Annotated in this window: 23 protein-coding genes; 15 read left to right on the top strand and 8 right to left on the bottom strand. The window is 71.0% G+C overall.

Annotation, left to right across the window (positions count from 1 at the left end; genetic code table 11):
- Window positions 1-9: 9 nt before the first annotated feature.
- From HHX37_RS19615 to HHX37_RS37800, 4 genes are all read left to right on the top strand, one after another.
- Window positions 10-912, top strand: a complete 903-nt coding sequence (locus HHX37_RS19615) for a 5-dehydro-4-deoxyglucarate dehydratase (protein ID WP_182879380.1) — start codon at window positions 10-12, stop codon at window positions 910-912.
- A gap of 8 nt (window positions 913-920) precedes the next feature.
- On the top strand, window positions 921-2,180 hold the full coding sequence (locus HHX37_RS19610) for a glucarate dehydratase family protein (RefSeq protein WP_182886332.1): 1,260 nt from the start codon (window positions 921-923) through the stop codon (window positions 2,178-2,180).
- Entirely contained in the window at window positions 2,177-3,313 is a 1,137-nt protein-coding gene (locus HHX37_RS19605; protein WP_182879382.1) for a hypothetical protein, read from the top strand. Before HHX37_RS19610 ends, HHX37_RS19605 begins: the two co-directional genes overlap by 4 nt.
- A gap of 235 nt (window positions 3,314-3,548) precedes the next feature.
- Complete coding sequence (locus HHX37_RS37800; protein ID WP_182886331.1) at window positions 3,549-4,751, top strand: lipase family protein; 1,203 nt, start codon at window positions 3,549-3,551, stop codon at window positions 4,749-4,751.
- Between the two features lie 8 nt (window positions 4,752-4,759).
- Here HHX37_RS37800 and HHX37_RS19595 read toward each other — a convergent pair whose 3' ends face one another.
- The 4 genes from HHX37_RS19595 to HHX37_RS19580 all read right to left on the bottom strand — a co-directional run bounded on the left by HHX37_RS19595 (window position 4,760) and on the right by HHX37_RS19580 (window position 8,490).
- Complete coding sequence (locus HHX37_RS19595; RefSeq protein WP_182874820.1) at window positions 4,760-5,257, bottom strand: DUF402 domain-containing protein; 498 nt, start codon at window positions 5,255-5,257, stop codon at window positions 4,760-4,762.
- Window positions 5,258-5,299: 42 nt separating this feature from the next.
- Window positions 5,300-6,985: a ribonuclease J gene (locus tag HHX37_RS19590; RefSeq protein ID WP_182874821.1), complete on the bottom strand. Its 1,686-nt coding sequence runs from the start codon at window positions 6,983-6,985 to the stop codon at window positions 5,300-5,302.
- A 101-nt stretch (window positions 6,986-7,086) separates the two neighbouring features.
- Window positions 7,087-8,001, bottom strand: coding sequence for a 4-hydroxy-tetrahydrodipicolinate synthase (gene dapA / locus HHX37_RS19585; protein WP_111699726.1), 915 nt, complete (start codon window positions 7,999-8,001; stop codon window positions 7,087-7,089).
- Between the two features lie 279 nt (window positions 8,002-8,280).
- A complete protein-coding gene (locus tag HHX37_RS19580) occupies window positions 8,281-8,490 on the bottom strand; it encodes a hypothetical protein (RefSeq protein ID WP_259403209.1) in 210 nt (69 codons plus the stop codon).
- Window positions 8,491-8,714: 224 nt separating this feature from the next.
- Here HHX37_RS19580 and HHX37_RS19575 point away from each other — a divergent pair, with 224 nt between their 5' ends.
- The 5 genes from HHX37_RS19575 to HHX37_RS19555 all read left to right on the top strand — a co-directional run bounded on the left by HHX37_RS19575 (window position 8,715) and on the right by HHX37_RS19555 (window position 14,002).
- Window positions 8,715-9,452, top strand: a complete 738-nt coding sequence (locus HHX37_RS19575) for a GntR family transcriptional regulator (RefSeq protein WP_150936867.1) — start codon at window positions 8,715-8,717, stop codon at window positions 9,450-9,452.
- Between the two features lie 52 nt (window positions 9,453-9,504).
- Complete coding sequence (locus HHX37_RS19570) at window positions 9,505-10,167, top strand: JAB domain-containing protein (RefSeq protein ID WP_182886330.1); 663 nt, start codon at window positions 9,505-9,507, stop codon at window positions 10,165-10,167.
- 104 nt (window positions 10,168-10,271) lie between these two features.
- The gene (locus tag HHX37_RS19565) at window positions 10,272-10,751 is read left to right on the top strand and encodes a GntR family transcriptional regulator (protein ID WP_182886329.1); all 480 of its coding nucleotides are present in this window, start codon (window positions 10,272-10,274) and stop codon (window positions 10,749-10,751) included.
- A 231-nt stretch (window positions 10,752-10,982) separates the two neighbouring features.
- On the top strand, window positions 10,983-11,630 hold the full coding sequence (locus HHX37_RS19560) for a DUF2306 domain-containing protein (RefSeq protein ID WP_182886328.1): 648 nt from the start codon (window positions 10,983-10,985) through the stop codon (window positions 11,628-11,630).
- Between the two features lie 95 nt (window positions 11,631-11,725).
- Window positions 11,726-14,002 carry an LLM class flavin-dependent oxidoreductase gene (locus HHX37_RS19555; RefSeq protein ID WP_182886327.1) on the top strand — a complete coding sequence of 759 codons (2,277 nt, stop codon included), beginning with the start codon at window positions 11,726-11,728 and terminating at the stop codon, window positions 14,000-14,002.
- On the opposite strand, the gene HHX37_RS19550 is transcribed toward HHX37_RS19555, so the two are convergent.
- From HHX37_RS19550 to HHX37_RS19540, 3 genes are all read right to left on the bottom strand, one after another.
- Window positions 13,995-14,615, bottom strand: a complete 621-nt coding sequence (locus tag HHX37_RS19550; protein WP_182879390.1) for a DJ-1/PfpI family protein — start codon at window positions 14,613-14,615, stop codon at window positions 13,995-13,997. The two genes, HHX37_RS19555 and HHX37_RS19550, sit on opposite strands and share 8 nt — an antisense overlap.
- Window positions 14,612-15,610: a GlxA family transcriptional regulator gene (locus HHX37_RS19545; protein ID WP_182886326.1), complete on the bottom strand. Its 999-nt coding sequence runs from the start codon at window positions 15,608-15,610 to the stop codon at window positions 14,612-14,614. The genes HHX37_RS19550 and HHX37_RS19545 overlap by 4 nt, the downstream gene beginning before the upstream one ends.
- Before the next feature lie 106 nt (window positions 15,611-15,716).
- Window positions 15,717-16,220, bottom strand: a complete 504-nt coding sequence (locus HHX37_RS19540; RefSeq protein WP_310737931.1) for a MarR family winged helix-turn-helix transcriptional regulator — start codon at window positions 16,218-16,220, stop codon at window positions 15,717-15,719.
- Between the two features lie 258 nt (window positions 16,221-16,478).
- On the opposite strand from HHX37_RS19540, the gene HHX37_RS37795 reads away from it, so the two are divergent.
- Complete coding sequence (locus HHX37_RS37795; protein ID WP_182886325.1) at window positions 16,479-17,849, top strand: PHB depolymerase family esterase; 1,371 nt, start codon at window positions 16,479-16,481, stop codon at window positions 17,847-17,849.
- A 76-nt stretch (window positions 17,850-17,925) separates the two neighbouring features.
- On the opposite strand, the gene HHX37_RS19530 is transcribed toward HHX37_RS37795, so the two are convergent.
- Window positions 17,926-18,786, bottom strand: coding sequence for a PaaX family transcriptional regulator C-terminal domain-containing protein (locus tag HHX37_RS19530; RefSeq protein WP_310737932.1), 861 nt, complete (start codon window positions 18,784-18,786; stop codon window positions 17,926-17,928).
- A gap of 110 nt (window positions 18,787-18,896) precedes the next feature.
- Here HHX37_RS19530 and HHX37_RS19525 point away from each other — a divergent pair, with 110 nt between their 5' ends.
- The 5 genes from HHX37_RS19525 to HHX37_RS19505 all read left to right on the top strand — a co-directional run bounded on the left by HHX37_RS19525 (window position 18,897) and on the right by HHX37_RS19505 (window position 24,435).
- Entirely contained in the window at window positions 18,897-19,841 is a 945-nt protein-coding gene (locus tag HHX37_RS19525; RefSeq protein ID WP_182879393.1) for an SDR family oxidoreductase, read from the top strand.
- Window positions 19,838-20,722, top strand: coding sequence for an amidohydrolase family protein (locus HHX37_RS19520; RefSeq protein ID WP_182879394.1), 885 nt, complete (start codon window positions 19,838-19,840; stop codon window positions 20,720-20,722). The genes HHX37_RS19525 and HHX37_RS19520 overlap by 4 nt, the downstream gene beginning before the upstream one ends.
- Window positions 20,719-21,177, top strand: coding sequence for a MaoC family dehydratase (locus tag HHX37_RS19515; RefSeq protein WP_182886324.1), 459 nt, complete (start codon window positions 20,719-20,721; stop codon window positions 21,175-21,177). The genes HHX37_RS19520 and HHX37_RS19515 overlap by 4 nt, the downstream gene beginning before the upstream one ends.
- A 238-nt stretch (window positions 21,178-21,415) precedes the next feature.
- Complete coding sequence (locus HHX37_RS19510) at window positions 21,416-22,840, top strand: MFS transporter (protein WP_182886323.1); 1,425 nt, start codon at window positions 21,416-21,418, stop codon at window positions 22,838-22,840.
- A gap of 47 nt (window positions 22,841-22,887) precedes the next feature.
- Window positions 22,888-24,435 (top strand): acyl-CoA synthetase, encoded by a 1,548-nt coding sequence (locus tag HHX37_RS19505; RefSeq protein WP_182879397.1) that lies wholly within the window; start codon window positions 22,888-22,890, stop codon window positions 24,433-24,435.
- Window positions 24,436-24,438: the final 3 nt, after the last annotated feature.

Here is a 24,438-nt window from a genome sequence, read left to right as displayed (position 1 = left end):
GGTTGGCGGATGCGTCTCGACGGCGTTCTCTTCTTTCCCGTGACACCGTTCGACTCCGGCGGCGAACTGGCCGGGGACGTACTGGCCCGGCACGTCGCGCGCGGAGTCGCGGACGGCGCGGGCGGGGTGTTCGCGGCCTGCGGCACCGGCGAGTTCAACGCGCTGGGCATCGACGAGTACGAGCGGGTGGTGCGGATCTCCGCCGAGTCGGCGGGCGGGCGGGTCCCCGTCCTGTCCGGCGCGGGCGGGCCGCTCCCCTACGCCCGCGAGTGCGCGCGCAGGGCCGCGGCGGCCGGCGCGGACGGCCTGCTGCTGCTGCCGCCCTACCTGGTGAGCGCCCCCGCCGAGGGCCTGGTGCGCTACGTCCGCGAGGTCGCGGCGGCCACCGATCTGCCGATCATCGTCTACCAGCGGGCCAACGCCCGTTTCACGCCGGCCGCCGCGGTGGCGCTGACCGGGATCGCGAACGTCGTCGGGTTCAAGGACGGCCTCGGCGACGTCGACCTCATGCAGCGCATCGTGCTCGCCGTACGGGAGGCCGCCGGCCGGGATTTCACGTTCTTCAACGGGCTGCCGACGGCCGAGATGACCGTGCCGGCCTACCGGGGGATCGGCGTGAACCTGTACTCCTCCGCCGTGTTCTGCTTCCTCCCCGAGGTCGCCCTGGCCTTCCACAAGGCCGTGAACGCCGGAGACGACGACCTGGTGAACCGCCTGCTGAGCCGTTTCTACCGGCCGCTGGTCGAGTTGCGCGACCTCGTGCCCGGTTACGCCGTCTCGCTGATCAAGGCGGGCGTCGCCCTGCGCGGGCTCGACGCGGGCGGGGTGCGGCCGCCGCTCGTGGACGCGGCCCCCGAGCACGTCGCCCGGCTGGAGAAGCTGATCGCGGCCGGGCTGGACGTCGTCGGATGAGCGGCCGGATGAGGATTCGGGAGATCCACGTCACGCCGGTCGCCTTCCGCGACCCGCCGCTGCTCAACGCCGCCGGCGTCCACGAACCCTGGGCGCTGCGCACGGTCGTCGAGGTCGTCACCGACGAGGGGCTGACCGGCCTCGGGGAGACCTACGGCGACCTCGACCACCTCGTACGGGTGCGGGCCGCGGCCGAGGCGCTGCGCGGTCACGACGTCTACGGCGACAACGCCATGTACGCCACGGTGGCCGGCCTCGTCGGCGCCGACGTGGTCACCGACCTGCACGGCCTGACCGGCACGTCCTCCCGGGCCAAGACCGTCGACCGGATCTTCTCCCCCTTCGAGGTCGCCTGCCTGGACATCCGCGGCAAGGCGGCGGGCCGGCCCGTCGTGGACCTGCTCGGCGGCCGGGTGCGCGACGCCGTGCCCTACAGCGCGTACCTCTTCTACAAGTGGGGCGGCCATCCCGGCGCGCCGGAGGACGGCTTCGGCGCCGCTCTGGACCCGGCGGGGGTGGTCGAGCAGGCCCGCCTCCTGATCGGCCGGTACGGCTTCGGCTCGATCAAACTCAAGGGCGGGGTGTTCCCGCCCGAGCAGGAGGCCGAGGCGATCCGGGCGCTGCGGGAGGCGTTCCCCGGGCATCCGCTGCGCCTCGACCCCAACGCCGTGTGGAGCGTGGAGACCTCGATCCGGGTGGGGCGCGAACTCGACGGCCTGCTGGAATACCTGGAGGACCCCACCGAGGGCATCGAGGGCATGGCGCGGGTCGCCGCCGAGGTGCCGATGCCGCTCGCGACCAACATGTGCGTCGTCACCCCCGAGCACCTGCCTCCGGCGCTGCGTGCCGGTGCCATCGGGGTGCTGCTGACCGACCACCACTACTGGGGCGGCCTGGTGCGTTCGGCGCACATCGCCACGCTGTGCGCGACCTTCGGCATCGCGCTGTCCATGCACTCCAACTCGCATCTCGGCATCAGCCTGGCCGCCATGACGCATCTCGCCGCCGCCACCCCGGCGGTCACCCACGCCTGCGACACCCACACCCCCTGGCAGGACGGGCAGGACGTGGTCGCCCCGGGCGCGCTGCGGTTCGTGGACGGCGCGGTCCCGGTGCCGGACGGCCCGGGACTCGGGGTGGAACTCGACCGCGACGCCCTCGCAATCATGAACGAGCAGTATGAGAAGTGCGGGGTCCGCTCCCGTGACGACACGACGTACATGAGGTCCGTCGACCCGTCCTTCTCGGCCCGGAGGCCACGCTGGTGAACGTCATCTACGCCTACCCCTGGGACATCGTCGGCGACGCCGGGGCCGCCGCCCGCCTGGCGGGCCTCGGCGTCGACGCCGTCGCGCTCGCCGCGTCCTACCACACCACCCGCGCCGCGACCCCCCACCACCCGGCCCACCGGCTGGTCGACGCCCGGCACTCCGCCTGCTACGTGCCCCTACGCGAGGAGGCGTGGAAGGGCGCCCGCCTGGTGCCGGGCACGCCGTCGTGGATGGACTCGGCCGACCCGTTCGGGGAGGCCAGGGACGCCCTGCGCGCGGCGGGCCTGCCGGTGCGGGCGTGGACCGTGCTGACCCACAACACGCTGCTCGGCTCGGCCAACCCCGACCTGGTCGTCACCAACGCGTTCGGGGAGAGCTATCCGTACGCGCTGTGCCCGGCGGCGGCCGACGTGCGCGACTACTGCCGCACACTGGTCCGCGAGATCGTCGAGGCCGGCGACCCGGACGCGCTGATCCTGGAGGCGTGCGGCCCGCTCGGCTTCCGGCACGGCGGCCACCACGAGAAGACCGACGGCGCCGACTGGTCGCCCGCGCAGGTCGCCCTGCTGTCCCTGTGCTTCTGCGCGAACTGCGTCCTGCGGTACGAGGCGGCAGGGCTGGACGTGACCGAAACGCGGGCGCGGGTGCGCGCGGGCGTGGACGGCCGGCCGGGCTCGGTCGAGGAGGCGCTGGGCGACCTGGCGGACCCCCTGCGCGAGCTGCGCACCGGGCTCGCGGGAGAACTGCGCGCGCTGCTGCTGGCGGAGGCCAGGGCGGCACGGCCCGGCCTGGAGGTCGCCCTGCACGCCAGCGCCGACCCGTGGGCGACCGGCCCGTTCGCGACCGTCCCCGAGGGCGTGGACGCCGACCTGCTCGTCGGCAACTGCTGGAACTCCCCCGAGGCGGACGAGGCCGGGCTGCGGGCCCTCGGCCGGCTCGGGCCGCGGGTGGGGGCGTACGTGCTGGCCCTGCCGCCGCGCCCGGCCGACGGCGGGGCGCTGACGTTCCTGGCCGAGGCGTACACCGCGGCCGGCGCCTCCGAGATCCACTGGTACCACGGCGGCCTCGCCTCCACGGCCCGCCTCGAGGCCATCGCCGAGGCGATCGGACAGCATCGGCGACGCGTGTAGCTTCGGAAGACGCGACAACCTCTGCGACAGTGCAAGGGCACCGGCTCCTCGGTGAGGTGGTGCCCTTGCTGCCGGCCGGCGCGAAGCGGAAAGGGCGGCCTGCTCGACGGCGCGGGATGTTTGCTCAGCCGGGAGTTTCTCTCCGGCCGTATCGGAAATCGTCCCCACGTTCCGGTCCCGCGGCGACCACCCCGGACCGGGATCACTCGTGTCGGGTGACCGGAAGGTGGACGGCGTGGCGGAGACCACGGAGCGGCGGCAGCAGGCTGGACGCGCGACGGCCATGCCGAAGGCCGACGGCCTGCATGTGAGCGACGCCGAGGCACCCAGCTACGAGGTGCTCCGGCCCTATGGTCGTTCCGCAGGCGACGCCGACAGGTTTCCGGTCTACAAAGATCTCGAAGAGCACCTGCTGACGACCCACGAGCATCCCGACCCGGTCGTCGCACACGTCATGGCCACCTGCGCCGGCTACGCCTATTCGGATGCCGAGACGGTTGCGATGATCATGGCCAGGTTGGGCCTCGAGGACAACCACTGCCGCACGATCTCGATGTCCGTCGACGGCATGCTCATCGACTCCACCGCCCATCTCGTGCGGAGCCGGAGCGGGCGGGTGGCGATCCTGGCCTACCGCGGCACCCCGCCGTTGAACGGCATCGACTGGCTGCTGAACCTCGAAGTGGAGCCGGAACAGATCACCTACTGGTACGGCGAACCCTGCTCCGCCGTCCACGCCGGCTTCTACCGGAACGTGCGGGCCACCCGATACGAGGTGCTGGGGGCGCTGATGCGAGCCTGCCGCCCCGGCCCGGTCCGCGTGTCGCCGCATGACGGCTCGGAAGCCGACGGCGGTGACCGCGTTGTGGACGGCGCACTCGATGCGCTGTACATCACCGGCCATAGCCTAGGCGGGGCGATGGCCGCGTTGATGGGCGTCATGCTCCGGCACGAGGACAAGTTCCGGGAGTTGACCGGCCGGCTGAAGGCGATCTACACCTTCGGCCAGCCCATGGTCGGCACACCGCAGTTCGCCGCCGCCGCGGAGCGGGACGACTTCCTGCGCGAGAAGGTGATCCGGTACGTCTACGACAAAGATCCGGTGCCCCATCTCCCCCCGGCTTCTTCCGGTCGTTACCAGCATTTCGGGAAGGAGTACCGCTCTACGGTGCAGCGCGTTTCTAGCAGCCTGTTCGGGCTACTCGACCGCGGCGGCGGCGCCTGCCGTCCGCGTAGCGGCGACCCGAAGTATGCGCCGCTGCCTACGACGCAGATGCCCGGCCTCCTGGGGCTTGTACTCGCCAACTTGGCCTTCTTGGGGAACAAGTTCACGCTGACCCGCTCGCTGCCGATGGTGTACTCCTTCGAGGACCACCTGCCGCAGCACTACATCTCCGCCGTGACCCCGTCCGACGTACCGAACGAGTTCGGCGACTAGAGGTTCGCTCAGGTCACGAGGGACAGCCAGCGGTCGTGGGCGCCGTCGAACGGACCGGTCCGTTCGGTGACGGCCTCCATCAGCCAGGCGGCCGACCGCTCCGCCTGGCGGATGATCTCCTGCGGGTACGCGTACCGCACCTGGTGCTCGGCGAACTCGTCCTCGTCGTCCAGCAGCACCCGGCCGTCGCGCATCCGCAGGACGTCGAGGTCGAGGTCGGCCATGGTGATCCGGCCGTCACGCCGCACCGGCACCGTGGTGATGTCGCAGTAGATCTCCGCCTTGTGCGGCGGGGCGTTGAACGACGCCGTCCACCACGAGTCGCGCGGGAACAGCATGACGGACGGGATCTCGAAGACCGTCTCGGGCTCGTGCCCCCGCTGGGCGACGGTCCTGGCGGGGAAGCCGGCCCAGACGCCGTGCTCGTCCTCGCCGAGCAGCCGGGCGAAGTGGTGCCAGTGCAACGCTCCGCCGTACTTGCGGTAGACGATCCTCACCTCGGACACGGGCGGGACGTTACGCCACGCCCGTCTCCGAGTTCAACGGGATTACACCTCGACGACCACCGGGATGATCATCGGCCGGCGACGGTAGGTGTCGCTCACCCAGCGCCCCACCGTACGGCGGATCGTGCGCCGGATCTGCATCTCGTCGGCGACGCCCGCCGCGGCGACCTCCTGCAGCGCGGACTCGATCTGCGGCACGACCGCGTCGAAGGCGTCGGGGTCGATGCCCGAGCCGCGGGCGGTGATCTCCGGCCCGCCGGTGAGCTTGCCGGTGGTGGAGTCCACGACGACGACGATGGAGATGAACCCCTCGTCGCCCAGGATGCGCCGGTCCTTGAGCGCCACGTCGGTGATGTCGCCCACGGAGGTGCCGTCCACGAACACGTACCCGCACGGGACCGCGCCGGCGATCCTCGCCCGGCCGTCGACCAGGTCCACGACCACGCCGTCCTCGGCGATCACGATGTTCTCGCGGGGTACGCCGGTCAGCTCGGCCAGCCGGGCGTGCGCCCGCAGGTGCCGCCACTCCCCGTGCACCGGCATGAAGTTCGACGGCTTGGTGAGGTTGAGCACGTACAGCAGCTCACCCGCCGCCGCGTGACCCGAGACGTGCACCCGCGCGTTGCCCTTGTGGACCACCCGGGCGCCCCAGCGGTTGAGGCCGTTGATGACCTTGCTGACCGCCGTCTCGTTGCCGGGCACCAGCGACGAGGCCAGCAGGACCGTGTCGCCCTCGGCGATCCTGATCGGGTGGTCGCGGTTGGCCATGCGCGACAGCGCCGCCATCGGCTCGCCCTGGGAGCCGGTGCAGATCAGCACCACGTCCTCCGGCGGCCACTCCTCGATCTCCCGTGAGTCCACGAGCAGGCCCGCCGGCACCTTCAGGTAGCCGAGCTCGCGCGCCACGCCCATGTTGCGGACCATCGACCTGCCGATGAGCGCGACCTTGCGGCCGTGCTTCTCGGCCGCGTCCATGATCTGCTGCACGCGGTGGATGTGCGAGGCGAAGCTGGCCACGATGATCCGCTTCGCGGCGGTGCGGAAGACGTCGTCGATGACCGGCGCGATGTCCCGCTCGCTGGTGACGAAGCCCGGCACCTCCGAGTTGGTGGAGTCGGACATCAGCAGGTCGACGCCCTCGGCCCCGAGCCGCGCGAACGCCCCGAGGTCGGTCAGCCGCCCGTCCAGCGGAAGCTGGTCCATCTTGAAGTCGCCCGTGTGCAGGACGAGGCCCGCGGGCGTCCTGACCGCCACCGCGAGCGCGTCGGGGATCGAGTGGTTGACCGCGACGAACTCGCACTCGAACGGCCCGAACGAGCGCCGCTCGCCCTCGATCACCTCGACCTTCACCGGCTGTATGCGGTGCTCGGCCAGCTTGCTCTCGATGAGCCCGAGCGTCAGCCGCGAGCCGACGATCGGGATGTCGCGCCGCTCCCGCAGCAGGTACGGCACCGCCCCGATGTGGTCCTCGTGGGCGTGTGTCAGCACGAGCGCCTCGATGTCGTCCAGACGCCCCCGGATGTAGTCGAAGTCCGGAAGGATGAGGTCGACGCCCGGCTGGTCCGGCTCGGGGAACAGCACCCCGCAGTCCACCACCAGCAGACGGCCGTCGTACTCGAACACCGCCATGTTCCGGCCGATCTCGCCGAGTCCGCCCAGCGCGACGATGCGCAGGCCGTTCTCCGGCGGCGGGGGCGGCGGCCCGAGTTCGGGATGCGGATGACTCATGACACCCCCTCAGCCCGGCGCCGTTCGGTCACGCCGCCACCCCCGGTTCTTCCGTTCTCTCTTTTCCTGGTCAAGTCGCTCATTCGGCTCCATCTGTTGATCTAATCCACAAGCTTGAGACCTCCCGTGATGAGGTCCTCCCGCAGCGCCGCGATCTGCTCCCGGGTGGCGTCCACCAGCGGAGGCCGGACGTGACCGCCGTCCTGGCCCAGCAGCGTCAGCGCCGCCTTCACCATGATCGCGCCCTGGGTCCGCGTCATGATCGCCGAGACCACCGGCAGGAGCCGCCGATGGGTCTCCAGGGCGCCCGCCACGTCACCGGTGCGGTACATGTCGCACATGGCGGCGAGGTCGGGGCCCGCGACGTGGCCCACCACGCTGACGTAGCCGACCGCCCCCACCGACAGCCAGGGCAGGTTCAGCAGGTCGTCACCGGAGTAGAAGACGAGGTCGGTGCCCGCCATCACCTGCGAGCCGGCGAACAGGTCGCCCTTGGCGTCCTTCACCGCCGTGATGCGCGGGTGCTCGGCGAGCCGGAACAGGCTCTCCGTCGTGATGGGCGTGGCCGCACGCCCGGGAATGTCATAGAGCATCACTGGAAGGCCGGTCGCGTCGGCGACGGCGGTGAAGTGGCGGACGAGGCCCTCCTGCGGCGGCCTGCTGTAGTACGGAGTCACCACCAGCAGTCCGTGCGCCCCCGCGCGCTCGGCGGCCCGGGCCAGTTCGACGCTGTGCCGGGTGTCGTTGGTGCCCGCGCCCGCGACGATCGTGGCCCGGTCGCCCACGGCCTCGACCACCGCCCGCAGGATCCGGTCTTTCTCCTCGTCCGAGGTGGTGGGGGACTCACCGGTGGTGCCGCTCACGATCAGGCCGTCGTTGCGCTGATCGTCGACGAGATAGGCGGCGATCCGCTGGACGCCCTCGTAGTCGACGGCGCCGTCAGAGGTGAACGGTGTCACCATCGCGGTCAAAGCGCGGCCGAAGGGGGCGTCGGAGGTTCCAGTTGGCGATGCCATAGACCGAACGGTACCCGGATCCGCGCGGGTCATGGACGTCGCCACCCCGATATGTCCCGTCCCGTGACGCCTGCCGGGGACAGAGCCGGGGACGGAGAAAGAGGCCGCCGATATGTGCTCGGGGGTACACACATCGGCGACCTCTACCGGAGAATCGGCGTTCCTTACGCGGACGTTACACACCATCGCGCGAATTTTTTCCCGGAGGCCGCGAACGGTGTGTCATACCCCCTACGACCAGGAACGTCGTGGTTCAAGGAGTTCAGGCTCCGAGCGTGCTCAGCGGGCCTCCCCCGTCAGCAGCTTGGTCCACAGGGGCTCGATCCTGGCGGAGACGAGACGCTCGGTCTCGTGGACCTTCACCTCGCCCTCCCGTTCGGTGCGGCGGACGAACAGCAACCCGCCCGCCTGGCACAGCTCGTAGATCGTGGGCCTGCACTCGCAGGTGTGACGCCGCACCCGGACACGGTCGCTGCGGGGAGTCGGCACCAGCCATGTGATGCACTCGTGCCCGTCCCAGGCGGGACCCACATGGATGCCGTGATAAGGGGGCGGGAGCGGAATATCAACACCCGACCCCTTAGCGGCACAATCGCCCATTGGCGGACCTTTCACCAGGCAAAGTTGGGGTCACAGGACACTTCCGTCACTCTGTGTCGCCCGGCGGATACGTCAAGATTTGGAGGACCCGTCACCCCCTCAGGGATGGATTGATGGCAAACTCTGATCCGGTCTACCTGCGAGTAGTCGAAGACATCCGCCGCCAGATCATCGACGGCACGCTCCCGCCGGGCGCACCGATCCCGTCGCGGCACCAGATAACCCGGAAGTACAGCGTCGGAGAGACGGCCGCGCGCCACGCGCTGCGCGTGCTCGCCCAGGAGGGCCTCATCATCAGCCGGGTGGGCTCCGGGCACCGGGTGCGGGAGAAACCGATCCTGCTCCCGCTGCACCGCGGCCGTTCCCCCGAACCCCACACCGCCTTCGCCAGCGACATGCACGCGGGCGGGCGGCATCCGAGCTGGAGCTGGCGCAGCGAGCTCGCGGACGCCCCGCCCGACATCGTGCACCGGCTGCGCCTGGGCGAATCCGGCCCGGTGATGCGGACCCGCCACATCTTCCGCGGCGACGGCAGGCCCCTCCAGCTGCTCACCACGTACGAGCCGATCGAGCCGGGGCAGGGCCAGGGCGCGGAGGAGGGCACCTACGAACGCAGGAGCGCGGCCTTCCGCCTCGCGGCGAGCGGCACGCCGATCACCGAGATCAGCGAGGCCGTGCACGTCCGCGTGCCCCAGCCGACCGAGAGCGATCTGCTGGAGTTGCCCGCCGGCGTGCAGGTGCTCCAGATCGAGCGCACGTACTGGTCGGGAGACCGGCCGGTCGAGACCAGCGACGCCGTGGTGCCCGGTGATCGCTTCCGCCTGGTCTACGGCATTCCCAGCCCCCTCTGACTGTCGGTGCCCGCTGGTACAACCGATCCGGATCCCCCGTCCGGAGGTGCCGATGCGTGTCAAGGACCTGCCCCTGGCCGACCAGCCCCGTGAGAGGTTGCTGGCGTCCGGAGCGGCGGCGCTCGCCGACAGGGAGCTGCTCGCCCTGCTGCTCGGCTCGGGCAGCAGGGGCGTGAGCGCCGTGGAACTCGCCTCCCAGGTCATCGCCCACTGCGGCGACCTCGGCGAGCTGGCCCGCTCAGAGGCCCACCGGCTGCTCGCCGTACCGGGAGTGGGCCCGGCCAAGGCGGCCCGGGTGGCCGCCGCCTTCCACCTCGTACGGCGGGCCCAGGCGGAGCCGGAGCGGAGCAGGATCACCTGCTCGGCCGACATCGCCTCGGCCGCCGCTCCCCTGCTGCAGGGGCACCCGCGCGAGCGGCTCGTCGTGATCGTCTGCGACGGCCGCGGCGCGGTGCTGCGGCGCGCGGTGCTCAGCGAGGGCGGCAGCGACCACACACCGGCACCGGTCCGGGACATCGTCACCACCGTCCTCCTCTCCGGCGGGGTCGCCTTCGGCCTCGCCCACAACCACCCGAGCGGATCGCTCGATCCCAGCCCTGCCGACGTCGAGGTCACCGCCCGCCTCCACGAGGCCGCCGACACCGTCGGTCTCCGCTTTCTCGACCACGTGATCGTCACCGACACCGCCTGGCGCCGGATCGTGACCGACCCTTGATGGATCGTAGTCCGCATCAGTCATGGCGGTCTACTGCTCCTTCATATATGTGGAGCACATATCTATTTTGTAGGTAGACGTCCGAATTCGTCTATCATTCCCTCATGATTGATCGCGATGGACCGGTGCCGATCTACAAGCAGATCGCCGAGATCATCCGTGAGCAGATCGATCACGGCGAGCTGGAACCGGGCGACGCCGTGCCAAGCGAGACAGAGCTGGAAGCCGAATACGGAATCGCTCGCCTCACCGCACGACGTGTCACCCGGGAACTCCGCGAGCAGGGGCTCGTCTACACCGTGCAGGGCGAGGGTTCGTTCGTGGGCCGGCCGGGCACTCCGAGATCGGCCGAACGGACGCCGGTCTATCAGCGCATAGCGACGGACATCATCGAGCAGATCCGCAGCGGAGATCTCCTACCCAACCGGCGCATCCCGCCGGAGAAGGCGCTGATGAAGCAGCACGGCGTCGCCAAGGCCACCGCCCGCAACGCCGTGAACCACCTCCGGAAGCAGGGATGGGTGTTCACCGTCCCGCACCGCGGGACGTACGTATCACCGCAGCAGGACTGGCCGCAGGACTGACCGCGTGTGGAGCTTGGAAGTTCACCCTGTGTGACCTGCCCGGCGCCCCTAACCTGTCCGGCATGCCACACACCGAGGAGCGCATCGATCTGAGCAGGGGTCAGCACGCACTTCGAAAGGAACTGCGGCGTCGTCCGTGGCCGGACGACGGGGTCCGTACGCCGATTTGCGTACGTGCGGGGCCATCCGCGGGCGGATGCCGGAGCGGGTCGCGCCTGCGAGGCTGCGGCCATGCGGAGACGAACGGCATGGCTGATGTTGATCGTCGCGGTTGTCGCCGCCTCGGTGCTCGTCTACCCGTACCTGGGTCTCGACATCGACGACAGCCGCCTCGACGTGGGCGACAGCCTGCACTACTACGTCCTGGTAGGGCACATCGCGACCGCCGCCGTCGCGCTGGTGCTCGGCCCCCTGCAGTTCATGCCGCAGGTGCGGGCCCGCCGGCGGATCCACCGGACGATCGGCCGGGTCTATCTCCTCGCCGGGGTGCTGCCGTCCGCGGCGGCCACGATCCCGGTCGCGCTGTGGTCGGGCCGCGTCGTGACGCAGATCGGCCTCACCACCGCGGCCGCCCTGTGGCTGGTCACCGGCGGCCTCGCGTACCGGGCGGCCCGCCGGCGCGACTTCGTGAGCCATCGGAACTGGATGATGCGCAACTACGCGCTGACGTTCCTCGCGGTGACGTCGCGCGTCCTCGTTCCCCTGCTCCTGGTGGTCCAGATCCCCTACCGCGGGGCCGGGGCGGTGGGAGAACTCGCGACCTCGATGATCCCCATCGGGCAGACCCTGGGCTGGATCGTCAACCTCGTCGTGGTCGAAGCCGTCATCAGGCGGCGTACTCGCGTACCCGAAGCCCGCCTGGACCATGTGGCACGGTGAGGCCCACCCCGACCTGGAATACGCCGCCGTGTCGTTAAGTTGCGTCGCATATCGTCTGTTCTACAGATTATTTGCGACACAGAGAGGTCCCGGCGATGACGGACTACGGCCACGAGCCGGCCTTCGGCGCGTTTCTCACCCCGCAGAACCACGACCCGCAGGGGCCGGTCCGGCTGGCACAGATCTCCGAGGCCGCCGGGCTGGATCTCGTGACGTTCCAGGACCACCCGTACCAGCCGGGGTTCCTGGACACCTGGACGCTGCTGTCCTGGGTGGCCGCGCGGACCGAGCGGATCACGGTCTCGGGCAACGTGCTCAACCTGCCGCTGCGGCCGCCGGCGGTGCTGGCCCGCGCCGCGGCGTCGCTCGACCTGCTCTCCGGCGGCCGGTTCGCACTCGGCATCGGCGCGGGCGGCTTCTGGGACGCGATCGAGTCGATGGGCGGCACCCGCCTGACGCCCGCCGAGTCCGTGACCGCGCTGGAGGAGGGCATCGAGATCATCCGCGGCATCTGGGACGTACGCGAGCGCCGCATCCTGCGCGTCGACGGCGAACACCACCGTGTCGCCGGGGCCAAGCGCGGCCCGGCGCCCGCACACGACATCCCGATCTGGGTCGGCGCCTACAAGCCGCGGATGCTGCGCCTGGTCGCGCGGAAGGCCGACGGATGGCTGCCCTCGCTCGCCTACCTCAAGGACGGCGACCTGCGGCGCGGCAACGAGATCATCGACGAGGCCGCCGAAGAGGCCGGGCGCGACCCGGCACGGGTGCGCCGCCTGCTGAACATCGGCGGCGAGGTCACCGAGACCCGGCAGGGCTTCCTGCAGGGACCGGTCGAGCAGTGGGTGGAGGAGCTGACCGCTCTGGCGCTTGAGGACGGCATCGGCACGTTCGTCCTCGGCTCCGACGACCCTCGGCTCATCCAGGTCTACGGCCAGGAGATCGCCCCCGCCGTACGGGACGCGGTGGCGCGCGAGCGAGCCGCCACCGGCATGGTCCCCGCGGCCGCCCGCCGCGGAGCCGCCGCGATCGCACTGCGCCGCGACGGGATCGACTACGACAAGGTCCCGTCGAGCCTCGCGGCCGACGCCGTGGAGCCCGGCGACCGCGCCTACGAGTCGGTGCGGCACAACTACCTGCGCGCGGGGTCACCCGGCCTGGTGCTGCGTCCCCGGACGACCGGCCAGGTCGTCGAGGGGCTCGCGTACACCAGGTCCCAGGACGTGCCGCTCGGCGTACGCTCCGGCGGGCACGGGATCAGCGGCCGTTCCACGAACGACGGCGGCATCGTGCTCGACCTCGGCGCGCTCGACACCGTCGAGGTCGTCGACCCGGCCACGCGCCGGGTGCGGCTGGGCGCGGGCGCCACCTGGGGCGAGGTGGCCGAGGCCCTGGTTCCGCACGGATGGGCGATCAGCTCGGGCGACTTCGGCGGCGTCGGCGTGGGCGGCCTCGCCACCACGGGCGGCATCGGCCTGCTCGGGCGCCGCTTCGGCCTGACCATCGACCACGTCGTCGCCGCGGAGGTCGTGACCGCCGACGGGCGGGTGCTGCACGCCTCGCGGGAGGAGAACCCCGACCTGTTCTGGGGCCTGCGCGGCGCCGGGGGCAACCTCGGCGTGGTCACCTGGGTCGAGATCGAGGCGATGGAGCTCGGCGACGTCGTCTTCTCCCAGATGACCCTGGACGCCCGCGACACGGTGGGGCTCCTCGAACGCTGGGGCGCGGCGATGGAGAAGGCGCCGCGTGAGCTGACGAGCTTCCTCGTCCTCTCACCGGCGCGCCGCGGCCAGGACGCCGTCGCCCAGCTCATGACCGTCTACGCCGGCGCGGACACCACGGCCGCGGTGCGCGAACTCGAGCGGCTCGCCGAGGCCGGCCCGCTGCTGGGGCACCAGGGTTACCTGCTGCCCTACTCCGGGGTGGTGCAGCCGGCCGGCAGGCACCACACGGGCGGCGGGGACCCCGCCGTACGCTCCGGCCTGGTCACCCACCTCGACGGTGGCGTGAGCCGTGCCTTCGAGCGGATCGCGAGCTCCCGGTCGTCCTACTTCCTGCAGATACGCGCCACCGGTGGGGCCGCGCACGACCTGGCCCCCGACGCCACCGCCTACCCGCACCGGCACCAGAACTTCCTGCTCACCGCCATGGGCGCCGCGCAGCCGGCCCTTGACGCGGCGTGGGACGCCGAGGTCGCGCCGTACACCGACGGCCTCTACCTGTCCTTCGACACCGACACCCGGCCCGAACGGCTGCTCGACGCGTTCGGCGAGGCCGGCCTCGCCCGGCTGCGGCAGGTCAAACGCGCCTACGACCCGGACAACGTGTTCCGCGCGAACTTCCCCGTCGAACCGGCGGATGACGTCAGATGAGGGCCATGGCCTTCTCGGCCAGGCCGGCCGGGGCGGTCTTCGGGCTGCCCGCGGCGAACGGGGGCCGCGGGTCGTACTCGATGGCGAGCTGCACGGACTGCGCCGTCTCCTCGCCGCGCATCGCGGCCAGCAGGGTGAGGGCCATGTCGATGCCCGACGAGACGCCGGCGGCCGTCACGATCTTCCCGTCGGTCACCACGCGCTCGCTGACCGGCTCGGCGCCGAACCCGGCGAGCTGGTCGAGCCACCCCCAGTGGGAGGTGGCCTTCCGGCCTGTCAGCAGTCCGGCCGCGCCCAGCAGGAACGAGCCGCTGCACACCGAGGTGGTCCACCGCGTCCGCTCGTGCGCCCGCGCGATCCAGCCCAGCAGCGCGGAGTCGGACAGCGCCTCGATCGTCCCGGGTCCTCCCGGCACGACGATCACGTCCGGCGTGGGCAGGCCGGCGTACGACGCGGTGGCCGCGAGGCTCAGGCTCCCCCGGTCGTCGAGCACCGGCCCCGGCTCGGCCGCGACGAACGTGACCGTGCAGCCGGGCGCGAAGGCCAGCACCGTGTACGGCCCGACGGCGTCGAGCGCGGTGAACCTCGGGTAGAGGGGGATCGCGATGTTCATGATCTGCTGGTCTCCTTCGATCGGAACCGGCGGCGGTAGTCGCCGGGTGAGACGCGCCAGTGGCGGCGGAAGACGCGGTAGAGGGTCTCCGGAGCGCCGAGTCCCGTCTCCCTGGCGACCCTGTCCAGGGGGTGGGCGGTCGTCTCCAGCAGCCGCCGGGCCGCGTCGGCCCTGCTGCGTTCGACGTACCTGCCGGGCGAGACCCCGGTCTGCTCGGTGAAGACGCGGGAGAAGTGACGTTCGCTCATCCCCGCCCGCCGGGCGAGCGCGGGCACGCTGAGGTCCTCGGCGGGGTGGGCGTCGATGAACGCCTGGATCTCGCGCAGCGGCTCGGCGCGTGGGACGGCGGCCCGCATGGGGGCGCTGAACTGGCTCTGCCCGCCCGGCCGGTGCAGGTAGACGACGAGCCCCCGGGCCACGTTCCGGGCGAGCCTGTGGCCGTGGTCGTCGGCGACGAGCGCGAGGGCGAGGTCGACGCCCGAGCTGACCCCGGCCGAGGTCCACACGTGCCCGTCGCGTATGTAGATCGGGTCGGCGTCCACGTCGACGTCCGGATAGCGGTCGGCCAGTTCGCCGGCCACCAGCCAGTGGGTGGTCGCGCGCCTGCCGCCCAGCAGCCCGGCCTCCGCGAGGAGGAAGCTCCCGTTGCAGACGGAGGCGACCCGGCGGGCCCCGGCGGCCAGCCGGGCGACGCCGCCGATCAGCTCCCGGTCGTCCAGGTGCTCCGGCACCGACAGCCCGCCGACGACGAGCAGCGTGTCGATCGGGCCCGCGACCTCGCTGATCGCGGTCTCCGCGAGCGTCACGATCCCGTTCTGGGCCGGTACGGCCCCGGCGCGCACGGCCGTCACCTCGACGCGGTAACCCCCCTCGCGGGCGAGCAGGTTCGCGGTCGCGAAGACGTCCGCCGGCCCGGCCAGATCGAACATCTGGAAGCCGTCGAAGACCACTGTGACCACACGTCGGACCACGCGCCGGACCGCTTGTCGCTGCATGCCTTCGATGCTTCCGGGCAGGGCGTCATGGCGTCAACGACACGGATATTGCACATTACGCCATCGGGCCGGCCCGCTCCCGGCACCGGGCGGAAGCCGGTAGGTCTCAGTGATTGTCGAGGTGGGCGTCCAGGTGGGCGTCCAGGTGGGCGTCGGGGCGCAGCGCCCGGGCGCACAGGGTCAGGCCCTCCCTGAGAGTGCCGCGCATCGTGCTGTCGACCTTGGCGAGCATGACCGTCTCGATCTCGTCGAGCGATCCGTCGCACCGCTGCAGCACCGACACGCCCTCGGAGGTGAGGCGGGCGCACAGCACCCGTCCGCCGGCCGGGTGCGGGTCGCGGCGGATCAGCCCGCGCCGTTCGAGGTCGCGGATGACCAGGTTCATCGCCTGCGGCGTGACGAAGGCGATGCGGGCCAGCTCCGCCGACGACAGTCCGTCACGCGTACGAAGCTCGCTGAGCGCCATGTACTCCGTCGTGGTGACGCCGTGCCGGGCGAGCGAGTCGTCCAGGTGGGCCCGGATGCGACGCTCCAGTCGGAACACCAGGTAGCTCAGACGGGGCGCCGGAGCGCTCTGCGGGGCGGCCGGAGGGATGCGGGAGGCGATCACCGGACGACGATACCTCGCGGCCTTCCGGATGTAAGTTTCGCGTCCCTATATCAAGTGACTTGATAGCAAAGTGCTTGATATGCAGCGCAAACCGGCTTTCCCCGGGAAAAAGCGATCATGGCCGTTCCGGCCACGTCTTGACCATCGGCCGGACCTCCTCATATACCGGCTGACGTCATGTTCTTGCCGACGCACGGCGCTTCCGGAAAAGGCGCGCCGGAAAGCGGGACCTCCGCACGTCCAGCAGAGGAGGAGCGAATGAAGCGATTACTCGCGGTACTCGCCGGTGTCTGTGCCGCGGTGCTGTACGCCGCCGTGACCCTGGTGTCCGCGCAGTCGGCCGCCGCGGCCACGCTGACCGAGGTGACCAACTTCGGCGCCAACCCGGGCAACCTGCGGATGCACGTGTACGTGCCGAACACGGTGCAGTCGAACCCGGCGATCGTGCTGGCCATGCATCCGTGCGGCGGCTCCGGGCCGGGCTTCTACTCGTCGAGCGAGTTCGCGTCGCTGGCCGACCGGTACGGCTACATCGTCATCTACCCGTCGGCCTCGAAGAAGAGCAACTGCTTCGACAACTGGTCCGACGCGTCGAAGGTGCGCGGCGGCCAGACCGACCCGGTGTCGCTCATGTCGATGATCACCTACGTCGAGAACCAGTATCACGGCGACCCGAACCGGGTGTTCGCGACCGGCAGCTCCTCGGGCGCCATGATGACCAACGCCATGCTCGGCCTCTACCCGGAGGTCTTCAAGGCGGGCGCGGCCTTCATGGGCGTGCCGTTCACCTGCTTCCCCAACGAGGCGGCGTACAGCCCGGGCGGCAACTCCGCGCCGTGCGTCGGCAAGACCGCGCAGCAGTGGGGCGACGCCGTGCGCAACGCGAACCCGAGCTACCGGGGGCCGTGGCCGCGGATGCAGCTCTGGCACGGCACCAACGACACCGTCGTCGCCTACTCGGAGCTGGAGGAGGAGATCAAGCAGTGGACCAACGTCAACGGCCTTAGCCAGACGCCGACCAGCACGGACACCCCGCAGTCGGGCTGGAGCCGCCGCCGCTACGCCGACTCCTCCGGCACGGTGAAGGTCGAGGCCTACACCATCCAGGGCGCGGGTCACAGCCTTCCGTCGACCGGGATGGCCGCCGTCGCCATCCAGTTCTTCGGCCTCACGGGCACCAGCCAGAGCCCGAGCCAGAGCCCCAGTCAGAGCCCGAGCCAGAGCCCGAGCAGGTCTCCCAGCTCGACCCCGAGCTCGACCCCGTCCGTAACGCCGTCTGTCACCCCCTCCGTGACGCCGTCGGACCCGCAGACCGGCGCGTGCCGGGTCAGCTACCGGCCCAACACCTGGAACAACGGGTTCACCGCGGACGTCACGGTCACCAACACAGGCGCCGCGATCAACGGCTGGACGGTCACCTGGAGCTGGCCGGGCAACCAGCAGGTCACCAACGCCTGGAACGCCACGGTGACCCAGTCCGGCACGCAGGTGACCGCGCGCAACGTCTCCTACAACGCCGCGATCCCCGCCGGAGGCAGCACCAGCTTCGGCTTCCAGGGCACCTACAGCGGGACCAACACCGCGCCGGCCCGCTTCACGCTCAACGGCACGGCCTGCGCCAACGGATGACGATCGGACCCCAGGTGCGTGCCCGTCCCGGGCACGCACCACCCGTCGTCACGTCTCCCGTACGTCAGCTCTGACGTCAGAGGGCGAGGGTGTCCAGCACGGCGGCGGCCGTCTCGGCGGCCCGCTGCTGGTAGTCGCGGGCGAGCGTCTGGAAGACCTGCTCGGCCCGGATCGCGGGCCAGTCCCCGGGCAGGTGCTCGGCCGGCAGGTGCGGATCCTGCCGGACGAGCTGCAGCCAGTCGGTGTGCAGCAGCAACTGCCGGGCGAGGTCGTCCGGCTCCTCCGGCAGGGGCGGGGAGGCGTCCCACCGGGTGAGGAACGCCCGGTAGCGGGCGGCGATCTGCTCGATGTCGAAGGCCTTCCGGACCAGGTCGGCCGCCTCGGTCGGCTTGAAGGCCCGGGCGGTCAGCACGGTGACGTGGTCGGCCAGGTCGAGGGAGGCGTTGTCAGGGGAGGCGTGGTCCAGGGAGGCGAGGAGCTCGGTGACGTCCTTGGCGCCCGGCGCAATCCACAGCCCGCTCTGCAGCAGGCCGAACCCACCCCAGACGAGCCGGGACCGCAGGTCGTGCCGGGTGCTGCGCCGGCTGTCCGGCAGCGAGAACCCGACCACGGTCCAGGTGCCGTCCCAGTCGCGGTTCACCGCCCCGGTCTCCCACACGCGTCTGCGCCCGTCCTCCAGCACCTCCGCGGCGTGCGGGGTGAGCGCGAAGTACATCTTGCGTCCCCGCCGGTGCCGTTCCAGCAGGTTCCGCTTCACCATGCGCGCGAGTGTCGACCGTACGGCCTCCTCGGAGACGCCGAGACGGGCGAACACGTCGATGACGCTGCCCGAGTAGATGGCGGTGCGGCGGTCGAGCGCGTAGATCCCGAGAAAGCTGAACATCAACGACTGGGGGCGCATGGAACCCGCCGTCTGGTCGTGGTCGCCGGTGCTCACAGCAGAAAGCGTAGACGGTTCCCCATAGAAGGCAAATCTTTGACGATGGTCACATAACTGCCATAGATTCGAGACGGCGTCACGCTGCCCCCAATCGAGAGGTGGAGCACATGGATCTGTCGGGCAAGGTGGCCGTCGTCACCGGCGCGGGCCGGGGCCTCGGGCGCGCGTACGCCGAGGCGCTGGCGGCGGCCGGCGCGGCGGTCGTCGTGAACGACGTGGACGGCGACTCCGCGGCACGCGTCGTGGACGAGATCACCGCGAAGGGAGGCAGGGCGGCCCTGGTCGCCGCCCCGGTCGGCTCCGCGGAGGTCGCCGACCGGCTGGTCGACACGGCCGTCAAGGAGTTCGGCCGGCTCGACGTGATGGTCACCAACGCCGGCATCCTGCGCGACCGGGTGCTGTGGAAGATGACGGACGACGACTTCGACGCGGTGATCGGCGTACACCTGCGCGGCACGTTCACCTGCGCCCGCGCGGCGGCGGTCCGGATGCGGGAGCAGGGGACCGGCGGCCGCCTCATCCTCGTCTCCTCCCCCGCGGGCCAGCGGGGCAACTTCGGCCAGACGAACTACGCCGCGGCCAAGGCCGGCATCGTCGCCATGGCCCGCACCTGGGCGATGGAGCTGGCCAGGGCGAACATCACCGTCAACGCGATCGTGCCGGTCGCGGCCACCGAGATGACCCGGACGATCCCGGCGTTCGCCCCGATCATCGAGGAGGCGGAGCGGACCGGCCGGCCGTTCCCCGCATGGCTGCGCCAGGGCGAGGGCATGGGCACGGTCGAGGACGTCGCCCCGCTGGTCGTCTTCCTCGCCTCGGACGCCTCCGCAGACGTGACGGGCCAGGCCATCGGCATCGGCGGCGACCGGCTCGCGCTCTGGTCGCACCCGGGTGAGAAGTCCGTGGCGTACACCTACGGCGGCTGGTCGGCCGACGCCATCGCCGCCGCGTGGCCGGAGGGCGTCGGCGCCGAACCCGAGACGTACGGCATTCCCGCGCCGAACGTGCCGGACGCACCCCAGGCATCGGACACGCCGAAGGGAGGCTCGTGAACGTCGAGGAGCTGGTCGCGATCGACGTGCACACGCACGCCGAGGTGTCGGCCGGCGGGCACGCCTCGCTGAGCGCGGAGCTGTTCGGCGCGTCCGAGAAATACTTCAAGGAACATCCGCGGCCGACGATCCCGGAGATGGCCGCCTACTACCGCGAGCGGAAGATGGCGGCGGTGGTGTTCACCGTCGACGCCGAGCACGCGACCGGGCACCCGCGCATCTCCAACGAGGAGGTCGCCGAGAGCTGCGCCGCGCACCCCGACGTGCTGATCCCCTTCGCCAGTGTGGATCCGTGGAAGGGCCGGGCCGGCGTCCGCGAGGCGCGCCGTCTCGTGGAGGAGTACGGCGTGCGCGGGTTCAAGTTCCATCCGAGCATCCAGGGCTTCTCCCCCGACGACCGCATGGCCTATCCCCTCTACGAGGCGATCGAGGAGCTCGGCGCGATCGCGCTGTTCCACACCGGGCAGACCGGCATCGGCGCGGGCGTCCCGGGCGGGGGCGGCATCCGGCTGAAGCACTCCAACCCCATGCTGGTGGACGACGTCGCCGTGGACTTCCCCGAGCTGCGGATCATCCTCGCCCACCCGTCCTTCCCCTGGCAGGACGAGGCGCTCGCGGTCGCCACGCACAAGCCGTACGTCCACATCGACCTGTCCGGATGGTCGCCCAAGTATTTCCCGCCGCAGCTCGTGCGGTACGCGAACACGCTGCTCAAGGACAAGGTGCTGTTCGGGTCCGACTTCCCGGTGATCACCCCGGACCGCTGGCTCGCCGACTTCGACAAGCTGGAGATCAAGCCGGAGGTCCGCCCGAAGATCCTCAAGGACAACGCCGCACGCCTGCTCGGGCTCGGCGGGCAGAAAGGGACACGACAGCCATGACGACAACGGCCCACGGGCTCGACGAGATCACCGCGCTCGCCGGCAAGGACCTCGGCCACAGCGGGTGGATGGAGATGACCCAGGACCGGGTGAACACCTTCGCCGACGCCACCGGCGACCACCAGTGGATCCACGTCGATCCCGAGCGGGCCGCCAAGGGCCCGTTCGGTGCCCCGATCGCGCACGGGTATCTGACCCTGTCGCTGGTCATCCCGCTGTTCAACGAACTGCTCGACATCCAGGGCGTGACGATGAGCGTCAACTACGGCCTGGAGAAGGTCCGCTTCCCCAGCCCGGTCAGGGTGGGCGCCAGGATCCGCCTCGCCGCCACCGTGGTGTCGGTGGAGGAGGTCCCCGGCAACGGCGTCCAGATGCTGCTCGACTTCACCGTGGAGGTGGAGGGATCGGCCAAGCCCGCCTGCGTCGCCCGCGCCGTCTACCGGCACTACGCCTGATCTCCCTGCCTGATCTCCCTGCCTGATCCCGCCGCCTGACCCCGCGTGCCGTACGGCGTGTTTCGGCGTGCCGAAAGACAGCCGCGGGAAGGCGCAGCGGGCGTTCCGGCAGGCCGGAGAGACACCCCTCCCCGGCCCCCTGGCCAATATTTGGCAAAGTATTGACCTCCGTTATCGATCTGCCTAACCTCCGGACAAGAAAGCGACACAGCTCGCTCCCCGGACGAGGAGCTCGGTCATGCCAGAGACACCCCCCAGCCAGACCCAGCCCAGCCAGACCCAACTCCGACGCGCGGTGAGCTCCAGCTTCATCGGGAGCGTCATCGAGTACTACGACTTCCTGCTGTACGCCACGGCCTCGGCAGTGATCTTCAACAAGGTCTTCTTCTCCTCCCTCGACTCGCTCGCCGCGACGGTCGCCAGCTTCGGCACGTTCGCCACGGGCTACCTCGCCAGGCCGCTCGGCGGCGTGCTCTTCGGCCACTTCGGCGACCGCCTCGGCCGCAAGCGCATGCTGGTGCTGACCATGACGCTCATGGGTGTCGCCAGCTTCCTGATCGGCCTGCTGCCGACCTACGACCAGATCGGCTCCCTCGCGCCCATCACCCTCGTCCTGCTGCGGATCCTGCAGGGCATCGCCGTCGGCGGCGAATGGGGCGGCGCGGTGCTCATATCCGCCGAGCACGCGACCAGCCGCCGCGGCCTGTGGGCGAGCTTCACGAACGCCGGCGCCCCGTCCGGCATGGTGCTGTCCACCGCCGTGCTCACCGGCACCGGCGCGATCATGAGCGAGCAGGCGTTCCTGAGCTGGGGCTGGCGGGTGCCGTTCCTGCTCAGCATCGTCCTGCTGGCGGTCGGCCTGTTCGTCCGGCTGCGGGTCACCGAGCCCCCGGTCTTCGAAGCCGCCAGAAAAGCAGCCGCCGGAAACGAGGCCGGCGGGAGGGCGGCCGCCTGGAGTCCTTTCGCCTGGAAGTTCGCGTGGTTCCGGAAGACGCCGCTGTTCGACGTGCTCCGCAACCACCCGAAGACGCTGCTGCTCGCGGTGGGCGTCGGGCTGTCCGCCTTCGTGGCCCAGGGCACGCTCACCACCTATCTCATCGCGTACGGCGTGCGGGCCGGCTTCCCCCGGCAGGCCGTGCTCAACGGCCTCACGCTCTCGTCCGCGCTGGCCGTCGTGGGTATCGTGGGATGCGCGGCGCTGTCGGACCGCGTCGGGCGCCGTCCCGTCGTGCTGACTGGAGCGCTGCTGATGGCGGTGTTCGGATTCGTCCTCTTCCCGATGGTGAACAGCGGCAGCACGGCCGTGCTCACCCTCGCGCTCGTGCTGGGCCAGTCGATCCTGCACCCGCTGATGTTCGGCCCGCTCGCGGCCCTGTACACGGAGCTGTTCGCCACCAGGAGCCGCTACACCGGAGCCTCCCTCGGCTACCAGATCGCCGGGCTCGGCGCCGGGCTGGCTCCGTTGCTGTTCGCCCAGCTCGACGCGTCGTCCGGCGGCGGCGGGACCACGACCACCTCCACGATCATCGCCGCGTCCTGCCTGCTGACCGTGCTCTGCGTACTGGCCCTGCGCGAGACCAGGGGTCAGGACCTGACCTCGGTCGCGGTGGTCGCGCCCGCCTCCGGCGACATGCCCGGCGCGGCCAAGCCGTCCTCGGCCTGACGCCGTCCCTCCTACACCGTCCCCGAGACGCGAAGGGGTTGTCACCGATGCGGAACGCCGGACTGGGAGGCTGGCCCGCCCGCCGGGCCCAGATGAGCCCGAACCGCACCGCGTTCGTCTTCGCGGACCGGTCGGTCAGCTACTCGGAGGTGCACGAACGGACGACGCGGCTCGCGTCCCGGCTGCGCGACGCCGGGGTGCGGGCCGGGGACCGGGTCGCCTACCTCGGCCACAACCACGTCGCCTTCGCCGAGACCCTGTTCGCGACGCACCTGCTCGGCGGGATCTTCGTCCCGCTGAACTTCCGCCTGACGGCGCCCGAGATCGCCTACATGCTGACCGACTCGGGCGCCTCCCTCCTCGTCTACGCCCCGGAGTGCTCGGCGGTCGTCCGCGCCCTGCCCGCCCTTCCGGCCCTCCGTACGGTCGTGGCGCTGGGGTCGCCCGCGCCCGGCGAGACGGAGTTCGAAAGCTGGCTGTCGCAGGGCGACCCCACCCCGATCGACATCCCGGTGGCGCTCGACGACGTCGCCCTGATCCTCTACACCTCCGGCACCACAGGACGGCCCAAGGGCGCCATGCTCAGCCACGCCAACCTCGTGTGGAACTGCTTCCACATGATGATCGGCGTCGACGTGGCGAGCACCGAGGTGACCCTGGTCAGCGCGCCGCTCTTCCACGTGGCGGCGCTGAACCAGACGCTGCTGCCGACCTTCCTCAAGGGCGGCACCTCGGTGATCATGCCGTCGTGGGACGTCGACCAGTGCTACGACCTCATCGAGAAGCACCGCGTCACCTGGATGTTCGGCGTCACCGCGATGTTCGCCGCGTTCGCCAGGTCGCCACGGTGGGCCCACGCCGACCTGTCCTCGCTGCGTACGCTGATGTCCGGCGGAGCGGCGATCCCGGTCGCGCTGATCCGCGCGTACCAGGAGCGGGGCCTGACCTTCTGCCAGGGCTACGGGCTGACCGAGACCGCACCGGGCGCGACCTTCCTGGAGGCGGGCGAGAGCGAGCGCAAGGTGGGCTCCGCCGGGGTGCCGGTGTTCTTCGCCAACGTGCGGGTGGTGCGGCCCGACCTGACACCCGCGGCGGTGGGCGAGCCGGGCGAGGTGCTCGTGCAGGGGCCGAACGTCACCCCGGGCTACTGGCGGAACCCGGAGGCGACCGCCGCCGCGCTCACCGAGGGCGGCTGGTTCCACTCGGGCGACATCGGCGTCCTGGACGACGAGGGGCACCTCCACATCGTCGACCGCGTGAAGGACATGTACATCTCCGGCGGGGAGAACGTCTACCCGGCCGAGGTCGAGAACGTGCTGTTCGAGCATCCCGCCGTGGCGGAGGCCGCCGTGGTCGGCGTGCCCGACCAGCGGTGGGGGGAGGTCGGCCGGGCCTTCGTCGTCCCCCGCGCCGGGGCCGCCGTCACCCCCGGCGACCTGCGGGAGTTCCTCCTCTCCCGGCTCGCCAAGTACAAGATCCCCGTCTACTTCGACATCGTCGGCGCCCTGCCGAAGACCGGCTCCGGAAAGATCCGCAAACCCGACCTGCGCGGGCGGCCCCTCGCCGCCGGCACCGAGGCAGGCACAGAGGAGTGACCA

It is taken from the genome of Microbispora sp. H10885 (genome assembly GCF_014161415.1).
GTDB lineage: Bacteria > Actinomycetota > Actinomycetes > Streptosporangiales > Streptosporangiaceae > Microbispora > Microbispora triticiradicis.
Note: the sequence above shows the minus strand (reverse complement) of the source record. Positions and strands in the feature narration are given on the sequence as shown.

Bases quoted from the DNA above. Each gene is read 5' to 3' on its own strand.
- HHX37_RS19610 (WP_182886332.1), top strand. From the start codon at position 921: ATGAGGATTCGGGAGATCCACGTCACGCCGGTCGCCTTCCGCGACCCG.
- HHX37_RS37795 (WP_182886325.1), top strand. From the start codon at position 16,479: ATGAAGCGATTACTCGCGGTACTCGCCGGTGTCTGTGCCGCGGTGCTG.
- HHX37_RS19525 (WP_182879393.1), top strand. From the start codon at position 18,897: ATGGATCTGTCGGGCAAGGTGGCCGTCGTCACCGGCGCGGGCCGGGGC.
- HHX37_RS19615 (WP_182879380.1), top strand. From the start codon at position 10: ATGCGTCTCGACGGCGTTCTCTTCTTTCCCGTGACACCGTTCGACTCC.
- HHX37_RS19575 (WP_150936867.1), top strand. From the start codon at position 8,715: ATGGCAAACTCTGATCCGGTCTACCTGCGAGTAGTCGAAGACATCCGC.
- HHX37_RS19565 (WP_182886329.1), top strand. From the start codon at position 10,272: ATGATTGATCGCGATGGACCGGTGCCGATCTACAAGCAGATCGCCGAG.
- HHX37_RS19550 (WP_182879390.1), bottom strand. From the start codon at position 14,615: ATGAACATCGCGATCCCCCTCTACCCGAGGTTCACCGCGCTCGACGCC.
- HHX37_RS19555 (WP_182886327.1), top strand. From the start codon at position 11,726: ATGACGGACTACGGCCACGAGCCGGCCTTCGGCGCGTTTCTCACCCCG.
- HHX37_RS19505 (WP_182879397.1), top strand. From the start codon at position 22,888: ATGCGGAACGCCGGACTGGGAGGCTGGCCCGCCCGCCGGGCCCAGATG.
- HHX37_RS19545 (WP_182886326.1), bottom strand. From the start codon at position 15,610: ATGCAGCGACAAGCGGTCCGGCGCGTGGTCCGACGTGTGGTCACAGTG.
- dapA (WP_111699726.1), bottom strand. From the start codon at position 8,001: ATGGCATCGCCAACTGGAACCTCCGACGCCCCCTTCGGCCGCGCTTTG.
- HHX37_RS19590 (WP_182874821.1), bottom strand. From the start codon at position 6,985: ATGAGTCATCCGCATCCCGAACTCGGGCCGCCGCCCCCGCCGCCGGAG.
- HHX37_RS19510 (WP_182886323.1), top strand. From the start codon at position 21,416: ATGCCAGAGACACCCCCCAGCCAGACCCAGCCCAGCCAGACCCAACTC.
- HHX37_RS19560 (WP_182886328.1), top strand. From the start codon at position 10,983: ATGCGGAGACGAACGGCATGGCTGATGTTGATCGTCGCGGTTGTCGCC.
- HHX37_RS19515 (WP_182886324.1), top strand. From the start codon at position 20,719: ATGACGACAACGGCCCACGGGCTCGACGAGATCACCGCGCTCGCCGGC.
- HHX37_RS19570 (WP_182886330.1), top strand. From the start codon at position 9,505: ATGCGTGTCAAGGACCTGCCCCTGGCCGACCAGCCCCGTGAGAGGTTG.